The organism is Limnohabitans sp. TEGF005 (assembly GCF_055394835.1).
Map to the genome: position 1 here is coordinate 1,239,277 of NZ_AP029226.1, position 16,489 is coordinate 1,255,765.

Below are 16,489 nucleotides of genomic sequence, written 5' to 3' on the forward strand. Positions count from 1 at the left end.
AACGCTTGCGGCGATCGCTCACTGAAAGCTCATTGACCGCTTTCAGTCGGCACTTTCACCAGTTCATGGGCCAGTGTCAGCATGTCGGCCATGCTGTGGCTGGCAGGCGCGATCAAGGGGGCTTTGGCGTAATGCACAAAGTTATTCCCCGTCGAGGTTTCATAACCTGGGTCGTAGTGGCCTGACAGCAATTCGGTCACCACTTCGCGCATTTCTCCCCGCTCGATTCTTTCTTGCCAGCCTTGCACCACGGCTTTGCCGCGCAGGGCCGTTAAGCGCTCCAGCCGGTCGGCAAACAAGGCGCGGTCTTGCGTGAAAAACGCATAGTCCTCCAGCAACAGATTCACCCGATTGTCCAGCGACAAATCCACCCGCAGGCAAGGGCTGGCCCGCATGGCCACCATCAGCTCGGCGGGCACTGTCAGGTTGCCCACCTTTTTGCTTTCTGCTTCCACAAACACCGGGCGGTCTGCACTGAAACCGCGCAGCGCATCCCAGACTTGCGTGTCAAAGGCTTTTTGAGTGGGTTGCGGCGTGCCGGGGATCAGCCCCAACACCGAGCTGCGGTGGCAGGCAATGGCCTCCAGGTCCAGCACTTGTGCGCCTTGTTGGGCCAAAGCCTGCAGCAAGCGGGTCTTGCCCGAGCCCGTGGGCCCGCACAGCACCTGAAACTGCAAGCGCTGCGCTTGGCGTGGCGTGTCTTCCATGACCTCTTTGCGAAACGCTTTGTAGCCGCCTTCGATCAAGTGCACCTTGAAGCCAATTTGCCCCAGGATCAGCGCCAATGAGTTGCTGCGTTTGCCGCCACGCCAGCAATACACCAGCGGTTGCCAGCTGCGGGGCTTGTCCATCACATGCGCTTCGATGTGGCGGGCGATGTTTTTGGCCACCAGCGCGGCACCGACCTTTTGGGCTTCAAACGGGTTGACCTGTTTGTACAGCGTGCCCACGCGGATGCGTTCTTCGTTGTTGAGCGAAGGCCAGCTCAGTGCGCCCGGCAGGTGGTCTTCGGCGTGTTCGCCTTCAGATCGTGCGTCCAGGATGGCGTCAAACTGGTTCAGTTTGGCCATGGCATCAAAGGCCGATATCAGGTGAACGCTCATTTCAGTTGTTTCTTCAAAGTAGGCCAGACATTGGCCAGCATGCGCGGCTGCGCGGCTTCGTTGGGGTGGATGCGGTCGGCCTGGAACCACTTGAGCGGCTCGGGGTCATCGCCGATGCCTTTCAAAAAGAAGGGCACCAGTGCCGCTTTTTGGCTTTTGGCCACTTGGGCATAAGCGGCTTCAAATTGGCGTGCCATGTCGGGGCCGTAGTTGGGGGGCATTTGCATGCCCAGCAGCGTGACCTTAGCGCCCGCAGCTTGTGCCTGGCCTGTCATGGCTTGCAGATTGTCTTGGGTCATTTTCAGGGGCAGGCCGCGCAAAGCGTCATTGCCACCCAACTCGATCACCACATGGCTGGGTTGGTGCTTTTGCAGCAGGGCCGCCATGCGCGAGCGGCCACCCGAGGTGGTTTCGCCACTGATGCTGGCGTTGACCACTTCAACGCCAGGCTTGTCTTGGGCCAGTTGTTTTTGCAGCAAGGCCACCCAGCCCGTGCCACGGGGCAGGCCGTATTCGGCACTCAGCGAGTCGCCCACCACCAAAATGCGTTGTGCGGGTGCAGCTTGCGCGGACGCGACAAAGCCCCAGCTGGCAAGGGCCAGCAGGGTGCAGTTAAAGTGGCGTCGTCTCAACAAAGGTTTGTGCATGCCTGAATCCATCATTGCCGTGCGTGGCGTCTCGAAAAGTGTGCAGGATGCCAGCGGTCAGCTGGCTATTTTGCGCGATATCGATTTCTCTTTGAACGCGGGCGAAACAGCCTCTATTGTCGGTGCTTCAGGCTCTGGGAAAAGCACCTTGCTGGCCATTTTGGCGGGGCTGGACACGCCCACCGCCGGGCAAGTGGTGTTGGCAGGCCAATCGCTGTTTGAATTGTCCGAGGACGAACGGGCGGCGGTGCGCGCGCAGCATGTGGGTTTTGTCTTCCAGAGCTTTCAACTCATGCCCAACCTCACGGCGCTAGAAAACGTCATGCTCCCGCTGGAGCTGGCCGACCGGCCCGATGCCCGCAGCACCGCCACGGCCATGCTGCAACGCGTGGGTTTGGGCGAGCGCCTCAAGCACCTGCCCAAAGTGCTGTCAGGCGGCGAACAGCAGCGCGTGGCTTTGGCCCGCGCTTTTGTGGTGCAACCCGACTTGCTGTTGGCCGACGAGCCCACGGGCAGCTTGGACCATGCCACGGGCGAGGCCATCATGGATTTGATGTTTGCACTCAACCGCGAGCAAGGCACGACCTTGGTGTTGGTCACGCACGACCGCCAGTTGGCCGCACGCTGTGAACGCAGCCTGGTGATCCAGGCCGGGCGTCTGTCTGAATCGACGGTCTCGCAGACTTAATGCCCGTGCCGGTTTGCTGCCAGCGGCCATGCCGGGTGGCTGAGCAACGATAATCCTGGCATGTCTACCCATAAAGTGCTGTTCGGCTTTCATGCCGTGGGCGTTCGCCTCAAGATCGCCCCCCAATCCATTGTTGAAATCCATTACGAGGTCACCCGCCGCGATGCCCGCATGCGGCAGTTCATCGACAAGGCCCGCGATTCGGGCATGCGCATGATCGAGTCCGATGGCGAGCGACTGGCCAAGTTGGCCGGTGGTCATGGTCATCAGGGCGTGGTGGCCATGGTCGCGCCCATTCCCCAAAACCATTCGCTCGACGATTTGCTCGACACCGTCGAAGGCCCGCCTTTGCTGTTGGTGCTGGACGGCGTGACCGACCCTCACAACCTGGGCGCCTGTTTGCGCGTGGCCGACGGTGCTGGCGCACACGCGGTGATCGCCCCCAAAGACCACGCTGCAGGCATCAACGCCACTGTGGCGAAAGTGGCCAGCGGCGCGGCCGAAACGATGCCTTATTTCATGGTCACCAACTTGGCACGCACTTTGGGCGAACTCAAAGAGCGCAGCATCTGGGTGATCGGCACCAGCGGCGACGCGCCACGCAGCATTTACCAAGCCGACTTGAAAGTGCCCACCGCCTTGGTGTTGGGCGCTGAGGGTGATGGCATGCGCCAGCTGACCCGCAAAAACTGCGATGAACTGGTCAGTATCCCCATGCGCGGGGCGGTGGAGAGCCTGAACGTTTCGGTGGCCAGCGGTGTGTGCCTGTACGAGGCGCTGCGCCAGCGCAGCTGAATGGCGCCCATTTGGCGCTGAAGATCCAAGCTGCAAATAAGCGTATCTTGTAGGTCGGTGGCTTCAGCCCCGACAAGCACAGCAATACATCAACAAGGGAGTTTCCAATGAACAAAAATACAAAACGAATTGCACTGACTGCGCTGGTCCTCACCGCCAGTTTGCTGGCCGCCTGCACCCAAGAGCAGCAAAACAAGATCAGCCGTGACATCCAGAACTGGACAGGCACCAATGGTGTGTTGGAAGTCTATGCCGGAGACAAAGTGGTTCGTCGCTTTTTGAAGGTGGACAAGATCAGCACCGCCTTGGGCACTGACGATGGCAAGCCCCGTGCTTACCGCTACGGCTACGGCGTGCTCGATGAAAACCTGAACATGATTGCCGACTCCGCCGAGAAGAAGGTGTATTTTGAGGTCAGCGATTTCTCCAACACCGTGTTCTTCGAGAACCCGCGCTGAGACAAATAGTTCTGGGTCAAACCCAGCCTAGTGCTCCCAGCAGAGCCCCTAAACCAATCAGCCAAAGCATGTGAACTTGCGTGCGCCAAACCACCAGCGTGGTCAGCGCAGTCAGCAAATACAGCGGCCAGTCCTGGCCGGGCTGCTTGTGGCTGATGGTCAAAAGCCAAGCGGTGCTCAGCAGCAAAGCGATCACGATGGGGGCCATGCCCACTTTGAAGGCGCGAATGCCGAGTTTTTCTCGGTGCTGGTGCGCCCAGCGCGTGGCCGTGTAGGTCAGCACCGAGGATGGCAACACCATCCCGAGCATGGTGACCAACACACCCAGGCTGGCCAGGCCAGCGCTGATCCAGCCACCGCCCAAGCCTGCTCCGGCGTTCAGCCCCACGTTCCAGCCCATCAAGGCCACAAACAAGATGTTGGGGCCGGGCGCGGCTTGGGCCAACGCGATGGACGAGGTGAACTGGCTGTCGCTCAGCCACTGCGTCTCGTCCACCAGATAGCGGTGCATGTCGGGTGCGGTGGTGATCGCGCCGCCCACAGCCAAGAGCGACAGCGAAGCAAAGTGGTTGAACAGGCTCAGCCAATCCTGGGCCGACAATTGAAGCACGGGGTTCATGGCGCTTCTCCGGCATGGACGGCTTGTTTGGCCAGTTGCAGGTAAGCCCAGCCGCAGGCCAGCAGGCCCGTGCCCAGCAACACATAGGCCAAAGGCCAGCGCAACAGGCCCACGCCGACAAAGCTGGCCGCTGCCAGTGCGATGCACACCGGCATGCCCATCGGGTTGCCGCGCAGAGCGCTGATCAATTTGAGGCCAACCGCTGCAATCAATCCGGCAGACACCGCACCCATGCCGCGCAAAGCTCCTTGAGCCCAGGCCTCGTCAGACACGCCGCCAAACGCCATGGCCAGCAGCAAAACCACCACCATCGGTGCGGCCAGCATGCCCGCTACACCGGCCAAAGCGCCGGGCAAACCAAAATAACGACCACCAATCATCAGCGAAAGATTGACCACATTGGGGCCCGGCATGATCTGGGCCACGGCCCAGTCTTCGACAAATTGCTCACGGGTCATCCAGCGCTTTTTCTCGACCAACTCACGCTGCACGACGGCCAGGACGCCGCCAAAGCCCTGCAGGGCCAGCAGGGTGAACGACACAAAAAGCTCGGTTTTGGAGCTGGGTTTGTTCAGAGGGGCGATTTCGGGCATGGCCGGCATTATCCTTGTGCTTTCATTCAATCAACGCAGTGTCTAGCCACACCAATTGGCCCCGCCCGCTTTCACTCAGGCGCTCCATCAAAGCGGCGGCTTGGGTTTCTGGCAGGACAAAGTGCAAGCTCACCACGCTGCCGTGCTTGACCTCCTGCAACTGGGCTTTGGCCAGATCGACCTCCCGGCGTACCAGACCTTCGAGTGCATAGGGCACGCTGCAGGCCAGCTGTGCTTGCTTGATCAGCGGGATTTTCTCAGCGGTCAGCAGCGCTTGTGCCACCGCATCGGTGTAAGCCCGCACCAAGCCGCCCGCACCCAGTTTGACGCCGCCAAAGTAGCGCACCACCGAGGCCATAACGCCTTCCAACTCCTGGTGCCTCAGCACTTCCAGCATGGGGCGGCCTGCTGTGCCGCCGGGCTCGCCATCGTCGTTGGCGGCCGACTGACCGCCCGCCAGCAAGGCCCAGCACACATGGGCCGCGTCAGGGTGTTCTGCCTTGAGCTGGGCCACCCGAGCCTGCGCCTCATCGCGCCCTGCAACGGGCTCGATGCAGGCAATGAAACGGCTCTTTTTAATGAGCAGTTCGTGGTGGGCTGGCGCGGCGAGGGAAAACGGCATGGGGCAATTGTCCGGCAAGCGCTGTTGGCCTGTCGCTGAATCGCAAAAATAGTGCGCTGGCATGCTCAGCCCATCCTGTTGAACTGAATACCCGCTGGTTTATCAAGCCCACCCCCAACCGCCTACACTAGCGGGTTATCCCGATATTGAGCCCATGAACGCCTTCACCGACGTCTCTTTTTTCCCGCGCGACGCCAAGCCGCTGACCAGTTACCGCAAGTACTGGGCGCAGCGCTTTGGCACGGCCCCGTTTTTGCCAATGAGCCGGGCCGAAATGACCCAACTGGGCTGGGACAGTTGCGACATCGTGCTGGTCACGGGTGATGCCTATGTGGACCACCCCAGCTTTGGCATGGCCGTGATCGGCCGCATGTTGGAAAACCAGGGCTTTCGGGTCGGCATCATCGCTCAGCCCGACTGGACCAGCGCCGAAGCTTTCAAGGCGCTGGGCAAACCCAATCTGTTTTGGGGCGTGACCAGCGGCAACATGGATTCCATGATCAACCGCTACACGGCGGACCGCAAAATCCGCAGCGACGACGCCTACACTCCCGGCGACATGGGTGGCAAGCGGCCTGATCGCGCGGCCATCGTTTACAGCCAGCGCTGCCGCGAGGCCTTCCCGGACACCCCCATCGTGCTCGGCGGCATTGAGGGCAGCCTGCGCCGCATCGCGCATTACGACTATTGGTCCGACAAAGTTCGCCGCTCGGTGGTGGTGGACAGCAAATGCGACTTGCTACTTTATGGCAACGCCGAGCGGGCGATTGTCGAGATTGCACACCGCCTGGCAGCCCGTGAGCCGGTGCAGCAAATCACCGACGTGCGCGGCACCGCCTTTGTGCGCCGCCAAGGTGACGAATCGGCCTTGGGCTGGTTCGAGATCGACTCCACCAGCGTGGACATGCCCGGACACGTTGAGGCGCACATCAATCCGTATTTGATGATCTCGGACCAAGCGCGAGAGCAGGGCGCGACTTGTGCCCGTGAGGAAGAAGCCAAGGATGTGGCCGATGCCCACAACGCACAAAACGTCGAGGCCGATTTGTCCGCCGCTGTGGCCCAGGCCCGCACCGTGCAAGCCGCTATCCAACCCATCATCCAGCCGCTCAACTTTGTGCCCAACCCTGCCTTGCGTGGCAAAGGCACCCACAAAGTCCCGCCCCGTGACAAAAGCGTGATTCGGCTGCCCAGCTACGAGCAAGTCAAGCAAGATGCCGTGCTTTATGCCCATGCCAACCGCGTGCTGCACCTGGAGACCAACCCCGGCAATGCCCGCTGCCTGGTGCAAGCGCACGGGGAGGGCACCACCGCGCGTGACGTGTGGATCACACCGCCGCCCATCCCGCTGACCACCGCCGAGATGGACCATGTGTTTGACCTGCCGTATGCCCGCAGCCCGCACCCGAGCTATGCCGACGAAAACGGCAGCCACGACCACGCCACCAAAATTCCCGCGTGGGAGATGATCCGCTTCAGTGTCAACATCATGCGCGGCTGCTTTGGCGGCTGCACCTTTTGCTCGATCACCGAGCACGAAGGCCGCATCATCCAAAGCCGCTCCGAAGAGTCGGTGATTCGCGAGGTCGAGGAGATCCGCGACAAGGTCAAGGGCTTCACCGGCGTCATCTCTGACTTGGGTGGCCCCACGGCCAATATGTACCGACTGGGCTGTCGAAGCCCCGAAATCGAGTCAGCTTGCCGCAAACCGAGCTGCGTGTTCCCCGGCATCTGCCAGAACCTGACGACCGACCACGGCCCCTTGATCAACATGTACCGCAGGGCTCGCACCCTCAAGGGCATCAAGAAGATCCTGATCGGCTCTGGCCTGCGCTACGACCTGGCCGTACAGTCGCCTGAATACGTGAAAGAGCTGGTGCAGCACCATGTGGGTGGCTACCTGAAGATTGCGCCCGAGCACACCGAAGGCGGCCCGCTGTCCAAGATGATGAAGCCGGGCATCGGCACCTACGACCGCTTCAAGTCGATGTTTGACAAGTACAGCGAAGAGGCGGGTAAAAAGCAGTTTCTCATCCCGTACTTCATCGCTGCCCACCCGGGCACCAGTGACGAAGACATGATGAACCTGGCCATCTGGCTCAAAAAGAACGGCTTTCGAGCCGACCAGGTGCAGACCTTCTACCCCAGCCCCATGGCCACGGCCACGGCCATGTACCACTCCACCCGCAACCCGCTGCGCAAAATCACCCGCGACAGCGAAAAAGTGGACGTGGTCAAAGGCGACAAACGCCGCCGATTGCACAAAGCGTTTTTGCGCTACCACGACGCCAACAACTGGCCTCTGCTGCGCGAAGCCCTCAAAGCCATGGGCCGCTCCGACTTGATCGGTAATGGCAAACACCATTTGATTCCGAACTGGCAGCCGCTGGCCGAAGAGGGCTACCAAAGCGCCCGGCGCAAAAACAGCACGGGTGCGGGTGCTAAGTCGTCGGTTTCTTTATCAACGACCTCCAAGCGCATGGGTCAACCCCAAAAAGGCCAGTTGCTCACGCAACACACGGGGCTGCCGCCGCGTAAAAAAGGCTGAGGCAGCGAGTCGTTTCAAAAGCCCAGCATGTGCACGGCCACCAATGCCAGAAAACCGGCAAACGCCCATTGCAGTTTGCGTTTGTCCATGCGCTGTGACAGGCGTGCGCCCCAGTTGGCAAATAGCATGCTGACTGCGCTGATGCCCGCAAATGCGGGCAGGTGTACATAACCCCAAGTTTGGGCTGTTTGTGGGCCGGTGATGGCCAAACCGATGGCGCCGATCAGTGAAATGGGGATGGCAACGGCAGAGCTCACCACGACGGCCTGTCGCATGTCCACCCCGCGCAGCACCAGGTAGGGCACGGTCATCGCGCCACCGCTGACGCCCAGCAAAGTGGAGACGTGACCAATGAAGGTTCCAGCGCCCAAGAGTTCGTTGCGGGCTGGGGCAGCTTGACTGGCTTGCTGGGCTTTTTTGCCCAGCAAGGTGATGCAGGTGCTCAAGGCAAACAAGCCAAAGCCCAGTTTGAGCCATTGGGTGGGCACCCAATTGGCCAGCAACACCGCCGACACCGAGCCCAGGCTGACCGAGCCTGCCAGCCAGTACAGGCGATCAAACTGCAGACGGCGAGCACGCCAATGTGTCCAGGAACTGGTGACCGACGTGATGACGATGCAAGCCAATGATGTGGCCACCGCGAAGTGCATGACCTCGGGGCCAAGAACCGGGTCACCGCGCCACAAAAAGTAGAGCGTGGGCACGATCACCAAGCCACCGCCGACGCCAAAAAGTCCCGCTGTAAACCCGCCTGCGGCCCCGACCAGCAAGAAAATCAGCCACAAAGGCATCATGCGGACAGTGCCTCGAATTGACCAAAGCGGCTGCGGCAAAAGCCCAGTGCTTGGGCCTCGTCATGCCAGCCAAATTCTTGGACCTGCCCGATCACAATGTGGTGGTCGCCAGCATCCACCAGCTGGTGTAACTGGCAGTCAAACCAGGCCATGGCATCGGTCAGGCGTTGCCGTTGGCTGACCTGCCGCTGCAGCTGCACGCCGCTAAAACGCGAAGCCATGTCGCCGGTAGCGAACTGTCGTGCGATGGCTTCTTGCTGGTTGGACAACACGCTGACGGTGAAGCCCCCCGATTGCGTGAACGCCTCCAGGCTGCTGGCCGCTTTGCGAATGCTCCACAAGACCAGTCGGGGTTCGAGAGAGACCGAGGCAAAGGAGTTGCAGGTCATGCCCCAATCCACGCCTTGCCAGTGAGCGGTGACCACCGTGACGCCGGTGGCAAAACAAGACAGGGCTTTGCGGTATTCGGCAGGATCTTGAGGTACGGCTGGAGCAAGCAGCTTGGACAACTCGTCGTGCATGTGTCGCATGGTGGCTTTCTTTAAGGCACTTCGTGGCCGTTGGCGAGCTCGTACAGTTCGTACCAGGTCTGGCGGTCCATGGGCACACGCTCTGCGTTGGCAAACTGGGCAATGCGTTCCAGCTGGTTGGAACCCATCACAGGCAAGACTTGCACAGGATGGTGCATGAGCCAGGCCATGGCCACTGCCGTGGTGTCGGTGCCCGAGGCTTGGGCCAACGCGGCCAGCTTGGGTGCGAGTCGGGCTGCTGCGGTGCCCGATGTGTGCGCTTGCGCGTGCAGGCGGCCGCCACCCAGCGGCGACCAGGCCATCACGGGCATGCAGTGCTGCTGAGCGTGTGCCAGCTGGCCGTTGATGAAGGGGGCGGTGTTCAACAGGCTGAGCTCCAGCTGGTTGGTCTGCAGCTTGTGCTTCATGCGTGACTGCAACAGGTCCACATCAAAGGGCATGAAGTTGGACACGCCCACACCGCGCAGCTTGCCGCTGTCGATCAGGCCATCAAGGCATTCGCCCAAGGCTTGTGCGTCCATCAGCGGGTCTGGGCGGTGGATCAGCAGCAGGTCGATCACGTCCACGCCAATGCGTGACAGGGAACGGTCGACGCTGGCCCTGACATGTGCAGGGCTGGTGTCGTAGTGCTTGACACGGGTGTCTGGCCATTTGCCGGACAACAGCATGATGTCGGTTTTGGTGACGATCTCGATCTGGTCTTTCAGGCTGGGGCGCGCCTTGATGGCCTGCCCGAACAGTTCTTCGCAGCTGTAATCGCCGTAGATGTCGGCATGGTCGAAGGTGGTGATGCCTTGCGCCAGACAGGCGTCAATGCGTGCCAGGTTGGCGTTGACCGAGTGGTCTGCAGCCTCGGACAGACGCCACACGCCATAAGCCATGCGGCTCAGGCTGCGCCCGTTGGGCAGCGTGATGCGGCCGATGTGGTTTGAACTCATTTGCGGACTCCTGTGCCCAATGGTGTGGGCGGTGTTTGGGCCGGAACACGGCCATATTCTTGGGCGAGGGAAACTGTTTTGATCTGGGGCAGCACTTTGGCCCCGAAGATTTCGCATTCCTGCAGGTGCGGGTAACCCGAAAAGATAAAGGCTCGGATGCCCATTTTTTGGTAGGCCTCAATTTCACTGAGCACCTGATCGACGCTGCCCACCAGAGCAGCGCCGCAGCCACTGCGGGCACGGCCTACGCCCGTCCAAAGATGGGGTTCGACATAGCCGTCTTCGTCTGCGCGATCACGGTTGGCGCTTTGCAGAGAGACGCCCAGGCTCTTGGCGTCGAGGGCCCGCTGGCGGATTTCACGGCCTTTTTCGTCGTCGAGTTGCGACACCAGTTCGGCGGCATATTCACGCGCTTCGGCTTCGGTGTCGCGCACGATCATGTGGACGCGCAGGCCGTAGTCCAGCAAGCGGCCATGTTTTTCGGCCTGGGCGTGCACATCGCGCATGCGCTGGGCCAGCATGTCTTTGGGCTCAGGCCACATCAGGTAGGTGTCGCAATGGGCACCGCACAAGGCCAGTGCGTCGGGGCTGTAGCCGCCGAAATAAAGCAGTGGGCCGCCGTTGGTCTGGTAGGGGCGCACCGGGTCGGTTGACAAGCCCTTGATTTTGTAAATCTCGCCGTCGTAGTCGATTTCGTCTTGCGTCCAGGCTTGCTTGAGGATTTCAACCACTTCCCAAGAGCGACGGTAGCGGTAGGCACTGTCTTCTTGTTGGCCGGGAAAATCGGACGAAATCACGTTGAGCGTGAGGCGCCCCTCAAGAATGTGGTCCAGCGTGGCCACGGTGCGTGCCAGCATGGCTGGATGCACTTCGCCGCACCGAATGGCAGCGAGCAAGTTCATGCGCTTTGTTTTGTGCGCTACGGCAGCGGCAAAGGTCAAGGTGTCCTGACCGACTTGGTAAGAAGAAGGGCACAGGATGTTTCGAAAGCCGAGTTCATCGGCCCGCTCCACGATGCGACTGGTGTTGGCCCAGTTGCTGCGCAGGTCGCCTTCGGGCACCCCCAGGTGGCGAAAATCGTCAGAACACAGGGGCGCGAACCACGCCACCTCGGCACCTTGGATGTCTTGGCCTTTGACTGGAACGATGCTCATGTCAGACTCCTGTTTAAAAGTAAATGAATCATATATGAATTGAGGGGTTTGGGTATGCGGGTTTCCACCGGTTTGTCATACTGTCAACCATGAACGCTGCTCGACCCGCCAAACCCTTGCCTGTTTACCTGCAAATTGCCGAATTGCTGGCCCGTCAAATCAAGGCCGGTTATTGGCATGGCGGTGAAAGGCTGCCCACCGAGGCCGAGTTGGCTCTGAGTTTGTCGGTCGCCGTTGGCACCTTGCGCAAATCGCTGGCCTTGCTGGAAGAGCAGGGCGTGCTCGAACGCATTCAGGGTTCAGGCACTTATGTGCGCCAAGTGCAAGGCAAGCAGCAAATTTATGAGTTGTTTCGCTTGGAACTGCTTGATGGCCCTGGCCTGCCAACGGCGCATATTCTGGATGTGTCCAAGCAGGCTTGCCCGGACGGCTTTCCTGCCATCGCCAGCGTGGGTGCACTTTGCTGGCGCGTACGCAGGCTTCGTTTTTTGAGTCAGCAGCCTGTCGCGTTGGAGGAAATCTGGTTTTCTGCAAAGGCCTGCCCTGATTTGAGCGTCGACGAGCTGGGAGACTCGATGTATTTGTTTTACCAACAGCGTTTGGGGGTCTGGATTGCGCGTGTAGAAGACCAGATCAGCGCAGCCCCTGCGCCCGCTTGGGCTGCGCAGCCCATAGGACTGCTGGCGGGTGACTGCGCTGGTTACGTGGAGCGCGTTTCCTGGACGTCGGGCAATCAAGTCGCCGAGTTTTCAAAAACCTGGTTCGACCCGGCCGTCTGCCGGTACTCTTCGCGCCTGAGTCAATAACCCCGCTCAGACCGGCTGCAGCGCCGCCAGCAACTCCGTCTCGATCTCAATCTGCGCTTTGTTTTGCTGAAGCTTGGCGCCGCTGATCAGAAAGCTGTCTTCCACGCGTTCGCCCAAGGTGCTGATTTTGGCCAATTGAAGGTGAAGGCCGTGGTGGGCCAGCACGCTGGCGATGCTGTAAAGCAAGCCAATGCGGTCGCTGGCCGAGATGCTGAGCAACCAACTTTGGGCTTTGTCGTCGGGCTTCAGGCTCACGCGTGGGGTGACCGGGAAGCTCTTGACCCGCCGCGACACCCGCCCACGGGTGGGCGCGGGCAGGGGGCCTTGTTTTTCCAGGGTTTGCGTGAGGCCTGACTCGACCATGCTCAGCAGCTCGCGGTAGTGCTCGGGCAACATGGGCGTGACGATCTGGAAGGTGTCCAGCGCCCAGCCCGTGCGGGTGGTGTGGATGCGGGCATCTTGAATGCTGAAGCCTGACTGGTCAAAGTGGCCGCAAATGCGGGCAAAAAGGTCAGGCTGGTCGGGTGTAAAAACGAGCACTTGCAGGCCTTCACCCACAGGCGAAATGCGCGCCCGCACGATGGGTTTGGCAGGGCCTTCAGCGGGCTTGGCCACATGGCGCGACAACTGCCGGGCGTGCCAAGCGATGTCAGATGCGTCGTGGCGCATGAAGTAGCCCACGTCCAAGGTGTCCCACAGGGCTTTTTGGCCTTCGTGGGGTTCGCTGTGGCGGGCCAGCTCGATCAAGGCGTCGCGTTTGCGGGCTTCCACTTCGGCGTTGGCGTCGGGGGCGCGGCCACCCAGCACGCGCAGGGTGGCTTTGTACAGGTCTTCCAGCAGCTTGCCTTTCCAGGCGTTCCACACTTTGGGGCTGGTGCCTCGGATGTCGGCCACCGTCAGCAAATACAGGGCGGTCAGGCGACGCTCATCGCCCACGCGTGCGGCAAATCGGCCAATGACTTCGGGGTCGCTCAGGTCTTCTTTTTGCGCCACGTGGCTCATGGTGAGGTGTTCGCCCACCAAAAACTCGATCAGCTGGGCGTCGTCTTTGTCCAGCTTGTGTTGGCGGGCAAAGGTGCGCACTTCGGCGATGCCCAGTTTGGAGTGGTCGCCGCCTCGGCCTTTGGCAATGTCGTGGAACAAAGCGGCGGTGTACAAGATCCAGGGCTTGTCCCAGCCGCCCGCCAATTGCGAGCAAAAAGGGTATTCGTGCGTGTGCTCGGCCATGAAAAACCGACGCACATTGCGCAGCACCATCAAAATGTGCTGGTCCACCGTGTAGGCATGAAACAGGTCGTGCTGCATCTGGCCCACGATGCGCCGAAACACCCACAGGTAGCGCCCCAACACCGAGGTTTCGTTCATCAATCGCATGGCGTGCGTGATGCCTTGGGGCTGTTGCAAGATCTGCAAAAACGTTTGCCGATTGACCGGGTCGGCCCGAAAACGCCCGTTCATGATGGCCCGCACGTTGTACAGCGCGCGCAGGGTTCTGGCCGAAAAGCCTTTCACACCCGGCGTGGCCTGGTACAGCAAGAATGTTTCCAAAATGGCGTGTGGGTGCTTTTGATACAGGTCGTCGCTGGCCACTTCGATCAGGCCCGCCTTTTCAAAAAAGCGCTCGTTCAGCGGTCGGAAGTCGTTGACCGATTCGCCCCGATCGGCTTTGAGCCGGTCTTCGATGTTGAGCAGCAATATCTGGTTGAGCTGGGTCACCGCCTTGGCCGCCCAATAGTATTGGCGCATCAGCTTTTCACTGGCCCGCAAGGCCAATCGGCCCTCAGGGGTCACGTCTGAGCTGTAGCCAAACGATTCGGCCACATTGGTTTGCAAGTCAAACACCAAGCGGTCTTCGCGCCGTTTGGCCTGCAAGTGCAAGCGGGCGCGAATGAGGCCCAACAGGGCTTCGTTGCGCTTGATTTGCCGCGCTTCAAGCGGGGTTGCCAGGCCTTTGCGGGCCAGTTCGTCCCAGCTGTTGCCCAGATTGGCCGCTCGGGCGACCCACAAAATCACCTGCAAGTCGCGCATGCCGCCGGGCGACTCTTTGCAGTTGGGCTCCAAGGCGTAGGGTGTGTCTTCGAACTTGGTGTGGCGCTGGCGCATCTCCAGCGTTTTGGCCACCCAAAAAGCCTGCGGGTCCATGGCGGTTTGGTACTGCTTTTGGAACTCGGTGAACAGCCGGGTGTTGCCGGTCACGCGACGCGACTCCAACAAAGAGGTTTGCACCGTGATGTCTTTGGCCGACTCAGCCAGGCATTCACTCAAGGTGCGCACGCTGGAGCCGATTTCCAGGCCCGTGTCCCAGCAGCTGCCAATGAAGCGCTCGAGCTGGCCTTGCAGTTCGGGCGAGTTTTCTGGCGACAGGCCATCGGGCAAGAGCACCAGCACGTCCACATCGGAGTGCGGAAACAGCTCGGCGCGGCCAAAACCACCCACCGCCACCAGGCACAGCTCAGGCGCAAAGCCCGCGTTTTGCCACAGCTGGATCAGCAGCCCATCGGCCAGGATGGACAGTTGCCGCAAGGTTTGCTTCAGGCCCCGAGCGACTGCACCGCTGTTGGCCAGGGTGTTGAGCACCACGGCTTTGTCGTGTTTGTAGGTCTCGCGCAGCTGGGCCAGATCGGCCAGATCTGCAAAGGGTGCCTGCGCGTTCATGTCAGGCTGCGGCTTTGTCGGTGATGAAAGCGGGGATCGCTGGGCTGCCAGCCGACAAGGTCAGCACCTCGTAGCCGGTTTCGGTCACCACCACGGTGTGCTCCCACTGGGCTGACAGCGAGTGGTCCTTGGTCACGATGGTCCAGCCGTCGCCCATTTCTTTGATGTCGCGTTTGCCGGCGTTGATCATCGGCTCGATGGTGAAAATCATGCCGGGCACCAACTCGACCAAGGTGCCGGGCTTGCCGTAGTGCAGCACCTGTGGTTCTTCGTGAAAGCCTTTGCCAATGCCGTGGCCGCAAAACTCACGCACCACCGAAAAGCCGTGGCCTTCGGCAAATTTTTGAATGGCATGACCGATGTCGCCCAGATGCGCGCCGGGCTTGACTTGCTCGATGCCTTTCCACATGGCGTCGTAGGTCAGGCTGGCCAGCCGCTTGGCGGCAATCGACGCGTCGCCCACATGGAACATGCGGCTGGTGTCGCCGTGCCAGCCATTTTTGATGGTGGTGATGTCGATGTTGAGCGAGTCGCCTTTTTTCAGCGGCTTGTCGTTGGGAATGCCATGGCAGACCTGGTGGTTGATCGAGGTGCAGATCGACTTGGGGTAGGGCTTGTAGCCGCCCGGTGCGTAGTTCAGGGGGGCCGGAATGCAGTCTTGCACATCGACCATGTAGTCGTGGCAGAGCTTGTCGATCTCGTTGGTGGTGATGCCCGGTTTGATGAAGGGCTCGATGTAATCCAGGACTTCGGCGGCCAATCGGCAGGCCAGGCGCATGCCTTCGATGTCTTCGGCGGTTTTGATGGTGATGGTCATGGGGGGAGATTATCCCAGAGGGTTGATCACCCCTTGTCCCACCGGGGTGCCTTAAGGGTTTTGCGCGGTATGCAAAATGGTCAGAACCTGAACCTCCTTGCCTTTGACGCGGTAAACGGCCAAATAGTGTTTGTGCAAAACCAGTTCTTTGGTCCCGAAGACGCGGCCAGCTCGGCCCAACTGATTCGTTCGCAAAATCTCCAATTTGTCTCGCAGCTCCGTCACAAAAGTTTGTGCGCGAGCCGGGTTGTCCTTGGCGATGAAGCTGGCTATCTCATCGAGCCGATCCAGCGCCCGATGGGTCCAGCGCAGATCAAGCACCGTATTGACCCAAGACAGTCTTGACTTGCGATTCGGTCGCGAAATCGCCGTTGTCAGCCTCGGCTATGGCCGCTTCAATGTCGTTGATTTGCCAGCTGTGCTCATTGAGGTAGCTGCTGAGGGCTTCAAGTGCCACGAAGCTTTTTGTGCGCGAGGTGGCTTTGGCCAAGCTTTCCAGTTGTTTGTACACACCTGAGGGAACGCGGACGTTGATGGTGCGCGTAGCGGCTTCTTTGGTGTTGACTGTGGTCATTGCATTACTTTGTGTTGCCTGTAATACATTGCATTGTATGTATGCAAAATAGGCCGTCAAGCGCATTTGAAGCATGTTCTTGATCTGTTGCTTTGGCCGCCCAATCAGGGTTTCCCCCGCTAAAATAACGCCTTTGCCGGTCAGCCCC

Annotated in this window: 18 protein-coding genes; 5 read left to right on the plus strand and 13 right to left on the minus strand. The window is 60.3% G+C overall.

All coding sequences use genetic code 11. The features are described 5' to 3' along the window. Positions 1-29: 29 nt before the first annotated feature. A complete protein-coding gene (mnmH, locus tag ACZ5RG_RS05960; protein WP_464448019.1) occupies positions 30-1,103 on the minus strand; it encodes a tRNA 2-selenouridine(34) synthase MnmH in 1,074 nt (357 codons plus the stop codon). Beyond that, complete coding sequence (locus ACZ5RG_RS05965) at positions 1,100-1,750, minus strand: arylesterase (protein WP_464448020.1); 651 nt, start codon at positions 1,748-1,750, stop codon at positions 1,100-1,102. Before ACZ5RG_RS05965 ends, mnmH begins: the two co-directional genes overlap by 4 nt. Between ACZ5RG_RS05965 and ACZ5RG_RS05970 the strand changes: the two genes are divergently transcribed. The 3 genes from ACZ5RG_RS05970 (at position 1,749) to ACZ5RG_RS05980 (ending at position 3,691) form a co-directional block, all read left to right on the plus strand. Beyond that, the gene (locus ACZ5RG_RS05970; protein ID WP_464448021.1) at positions 1,749-2,438 is read left to right on the plus strand and encodes an ABC transporter ATP-binding protein; all 690 of its coding nucleotides are present in this window, start codon (positions 1,749-1,751) and stop codon (positions 2,436-2,438) included. The genes ACZ5RG_RS05965 and ACZ5RG_RS05970 overlap by 2 nt on opposite strands. A gap of 60 nt (positions 2,439-2,498) precedes the next feature. After that, complete coding sequence (gene rlmB / locus ACZ5RG_RS05975; RefSeq protein ID WP_298601306.1) at positions 2,499-3,233, plus strand: 23S rRNA (guanosine(2251)-2'-O)-methyltransferase RlmB; 735 nt, start codon at positions 2,499-2,501, stop codon at positions 3,231-3,233. A gap of 107 nt (positions 3,234-3,340) precedes the next feature. Next, positions 3,341-3,691, plus strand: coding sequence for a hypothetical protein (locus ACZ5RG_RS05980; protein WP_298601309.1), 351 nt, complete (start codon positions 3,341-3,343; stop codon positions 3,689-3,691). Positions 3,692-3,707: 16 nt separating this feature from the next. On the opposite strand, the gene ACZ5RG_RS05985 is transcribed toward ACZ5RG_RS05980, so the two are convergent. Genes ACZ5RG_RS05985 through ACZ5RG_RS05995 form a run of 3 tightly spaced genes read right to left on the minus strand, consistent with a single transcriptional unit; the run spans position 3,708 to position 5,525 of the window. Beyond that, positions 3,708-4,310, minus strand: coding sequence for a chromate transporter (locus ACZ5RG_RS05985; protein ID WP_298601312.1), 603 nt, complete (start codon positions 4,308-4,310; stop codon positions 3,708-3,710). Then, entirely contained in the window at positions 4,307-4,912 is a 606-nt protein-coding gene (locus ACZ5RG_RS05990; protein ID WP_298601315.1) for a chromate transporter, read from the minus strand. Before ACZ5RG_RS05990 ends, ACZ5RG_RS05985 begins: the two co-directional genes overlap by 4 nt. Before the next feature lie 13 nt (positions 4,913-4,925). Then, on the minus strand, positions 4,926-5,525 hold the full coding sequence (locus ACZ5RG_RS05995) for an IMPACT family protein (RefSeq protein ID WP_464448022.1): 600 nt from the start codon (positions 5,523-5,525) through the stop codon (positions 4,926-4,928). Between the two features lie 154 nt (positions 5,526-5,679). Here ACZ5RG_RS05995 and ACZ5RG_RS06000 point away from each other — a divergent pair, with 154 nt between their 5' ends. Beyond that, entirely contained in the window at positions 5,680-8,073 is a 2,394-nt protein-coding gene (locus ACZ5RG_RS06000; RefSeq protein WP_464448023.1) for a YgiQ family radical SAM protein, read from the plus strand. 14 nt (positions 8,074-8,087) lie between these two features. Here ACZ5RG_RS06000 and ACZ5RG_RS06005 read toward each other — a convergent pair whose 3' ends face one another. Genes ACZ5RG_RS06005 through ACZ5RG_RS06020 form a run of 4 tightly spaced genes read right to left on the minus strand, consistent with a single transcriptional unit; the run spans position 8,088 to position 11,489 of the window. Next, positions 8,088-8,867 carry a sulfite exporter TauE/SafE family protein gene (locus ACZ5RG_RS06005; protein WP_312260118.1) on the minus strand — a complete coding sequence of 260 codons (780 nt, stop codon included), beginning with the start codon at positions 8,865-8,867 and terminating at the stop codon, positions 8,088-8,090. Continuing rightward, positions 8,864-9,397: a flavin reductase family protein gene (locus ACZ5RG_RS06010; RefSeq protein ID WP_312260119.1), complete on the minus strand. Its 534-nt coding sequence runs from the start codon at positions 9,395-9,397 to the stop codon at positions 8,864-8,866. Before ACZ5RG_RS06010 ends, ACZ5RG_RS06005 begins: the two co-directional genes overlap by 4 nt. An 11-nt stretch (positions 9,398-9,408) precedes the next feature. Next, positions 9,409-10,335: an aldo/keto reductase gene (locus tag ACZ5RG_RS06015; protein ID WP_464448024.1), complete on the minus strand. Its 927-nt coding sequence runs from the start codon at positions 10,333-10,335 to the stop codon at positions 9,409-9,411. Further along, positions 10,332-11,489, minus strand: a complete 1,158-nt coding sequence (locus ACZ5RG_RS06020; RefSeq protein ID WP_464448025.1) for an LLM class flavin-dependent oxidoreductase — start codon at positions 11,487-11,489, stop codon at positions 10,332-10,334. The genes ACZ5RG_RS06015 and ACZ5RG_RS06020 overlap by 4 nt, the downstream gene beginning before the upstream one ends. A gap of 89 nt (positions 11,490-11,578) precedes the next feature. Between ACZ5RG_RS06020 and ACZ5RG_RS06025 the strand changes: the two genes are divergently transcribed. Further along, positions 11,579-12,295, plus strand: a complete 717-nt coding sequence (locus ACZ5RG_RS06025; RefSeq protein ID WP_464448026.1) for a GntR family transcriptional regulator — start codon at positions 11,579-11,581, stop codon at positions 12,293-12,295. 6 nt (positions 12,296-12,301) lie between these two features. Here the strand turns inward: ACZ5RG_RS06025 and ACZ5RG_RS06030 are convergent, their stop codons facing one another. From ACZ5RG_RS06030 to ACZ5RG_RS06045, 4 genes are read right to left on the minus strand one after another with little or no spacing between them, the layout of a single operon-like run. After that, positions 12,302-14,950, minus strand: a complete 2,649-nt coding sequence (locus tag ACZ5RG_RS06030; protein ID WP_298599149.1) for a [protein-PII] uridylyltransferase — start codon at positions 14,948-14,950, stop codon at positions 12,302-12,304. A 1-nt stretch (position 14,951) separates the two neighbouring features. Next, entirely contained in the window at positions 14,952-15,767 is an 816-nt protein-coding gene (map, locus tag ACZ5RG_RS06035; RefSeq protein WP_298599147.1) for a type I methionyl aminopeptidase, read from the minus strand. Between the two features lie 51 nt (positions 15,768-15,818). After that, the gene (locus ACZ5RG_RS06040) at positions 15,819-16,088 is read right to left on the minus strand and encodes a type II toxin-antitoxin system RelE/ParE family toxin (RefSeq protein ID WP_315235418.1); all 270 of its coding nucleotides are present in this window, start codon (positions 16,086-16,088) and stop codon (positions 15,819-15,821) included. Continuing rightward, positions 16,081-16,341, minus strand: coding sequence for a CopG family ribbon-helix-helix protein (locus ACZ5RG_RS06045; RefSeq protein ID WP_464448027.1), 261 nt, complete (start codon positions 16,339-16,341; stop codon positions 16,081-16,083). Before ACZ5RG_RS06045 ends, ACZ5RG_RS06040 begins: the two co-directional genes overlap by 8 nt. Positions 16,342-16,489: the final 148 nt, after the last annotated feature.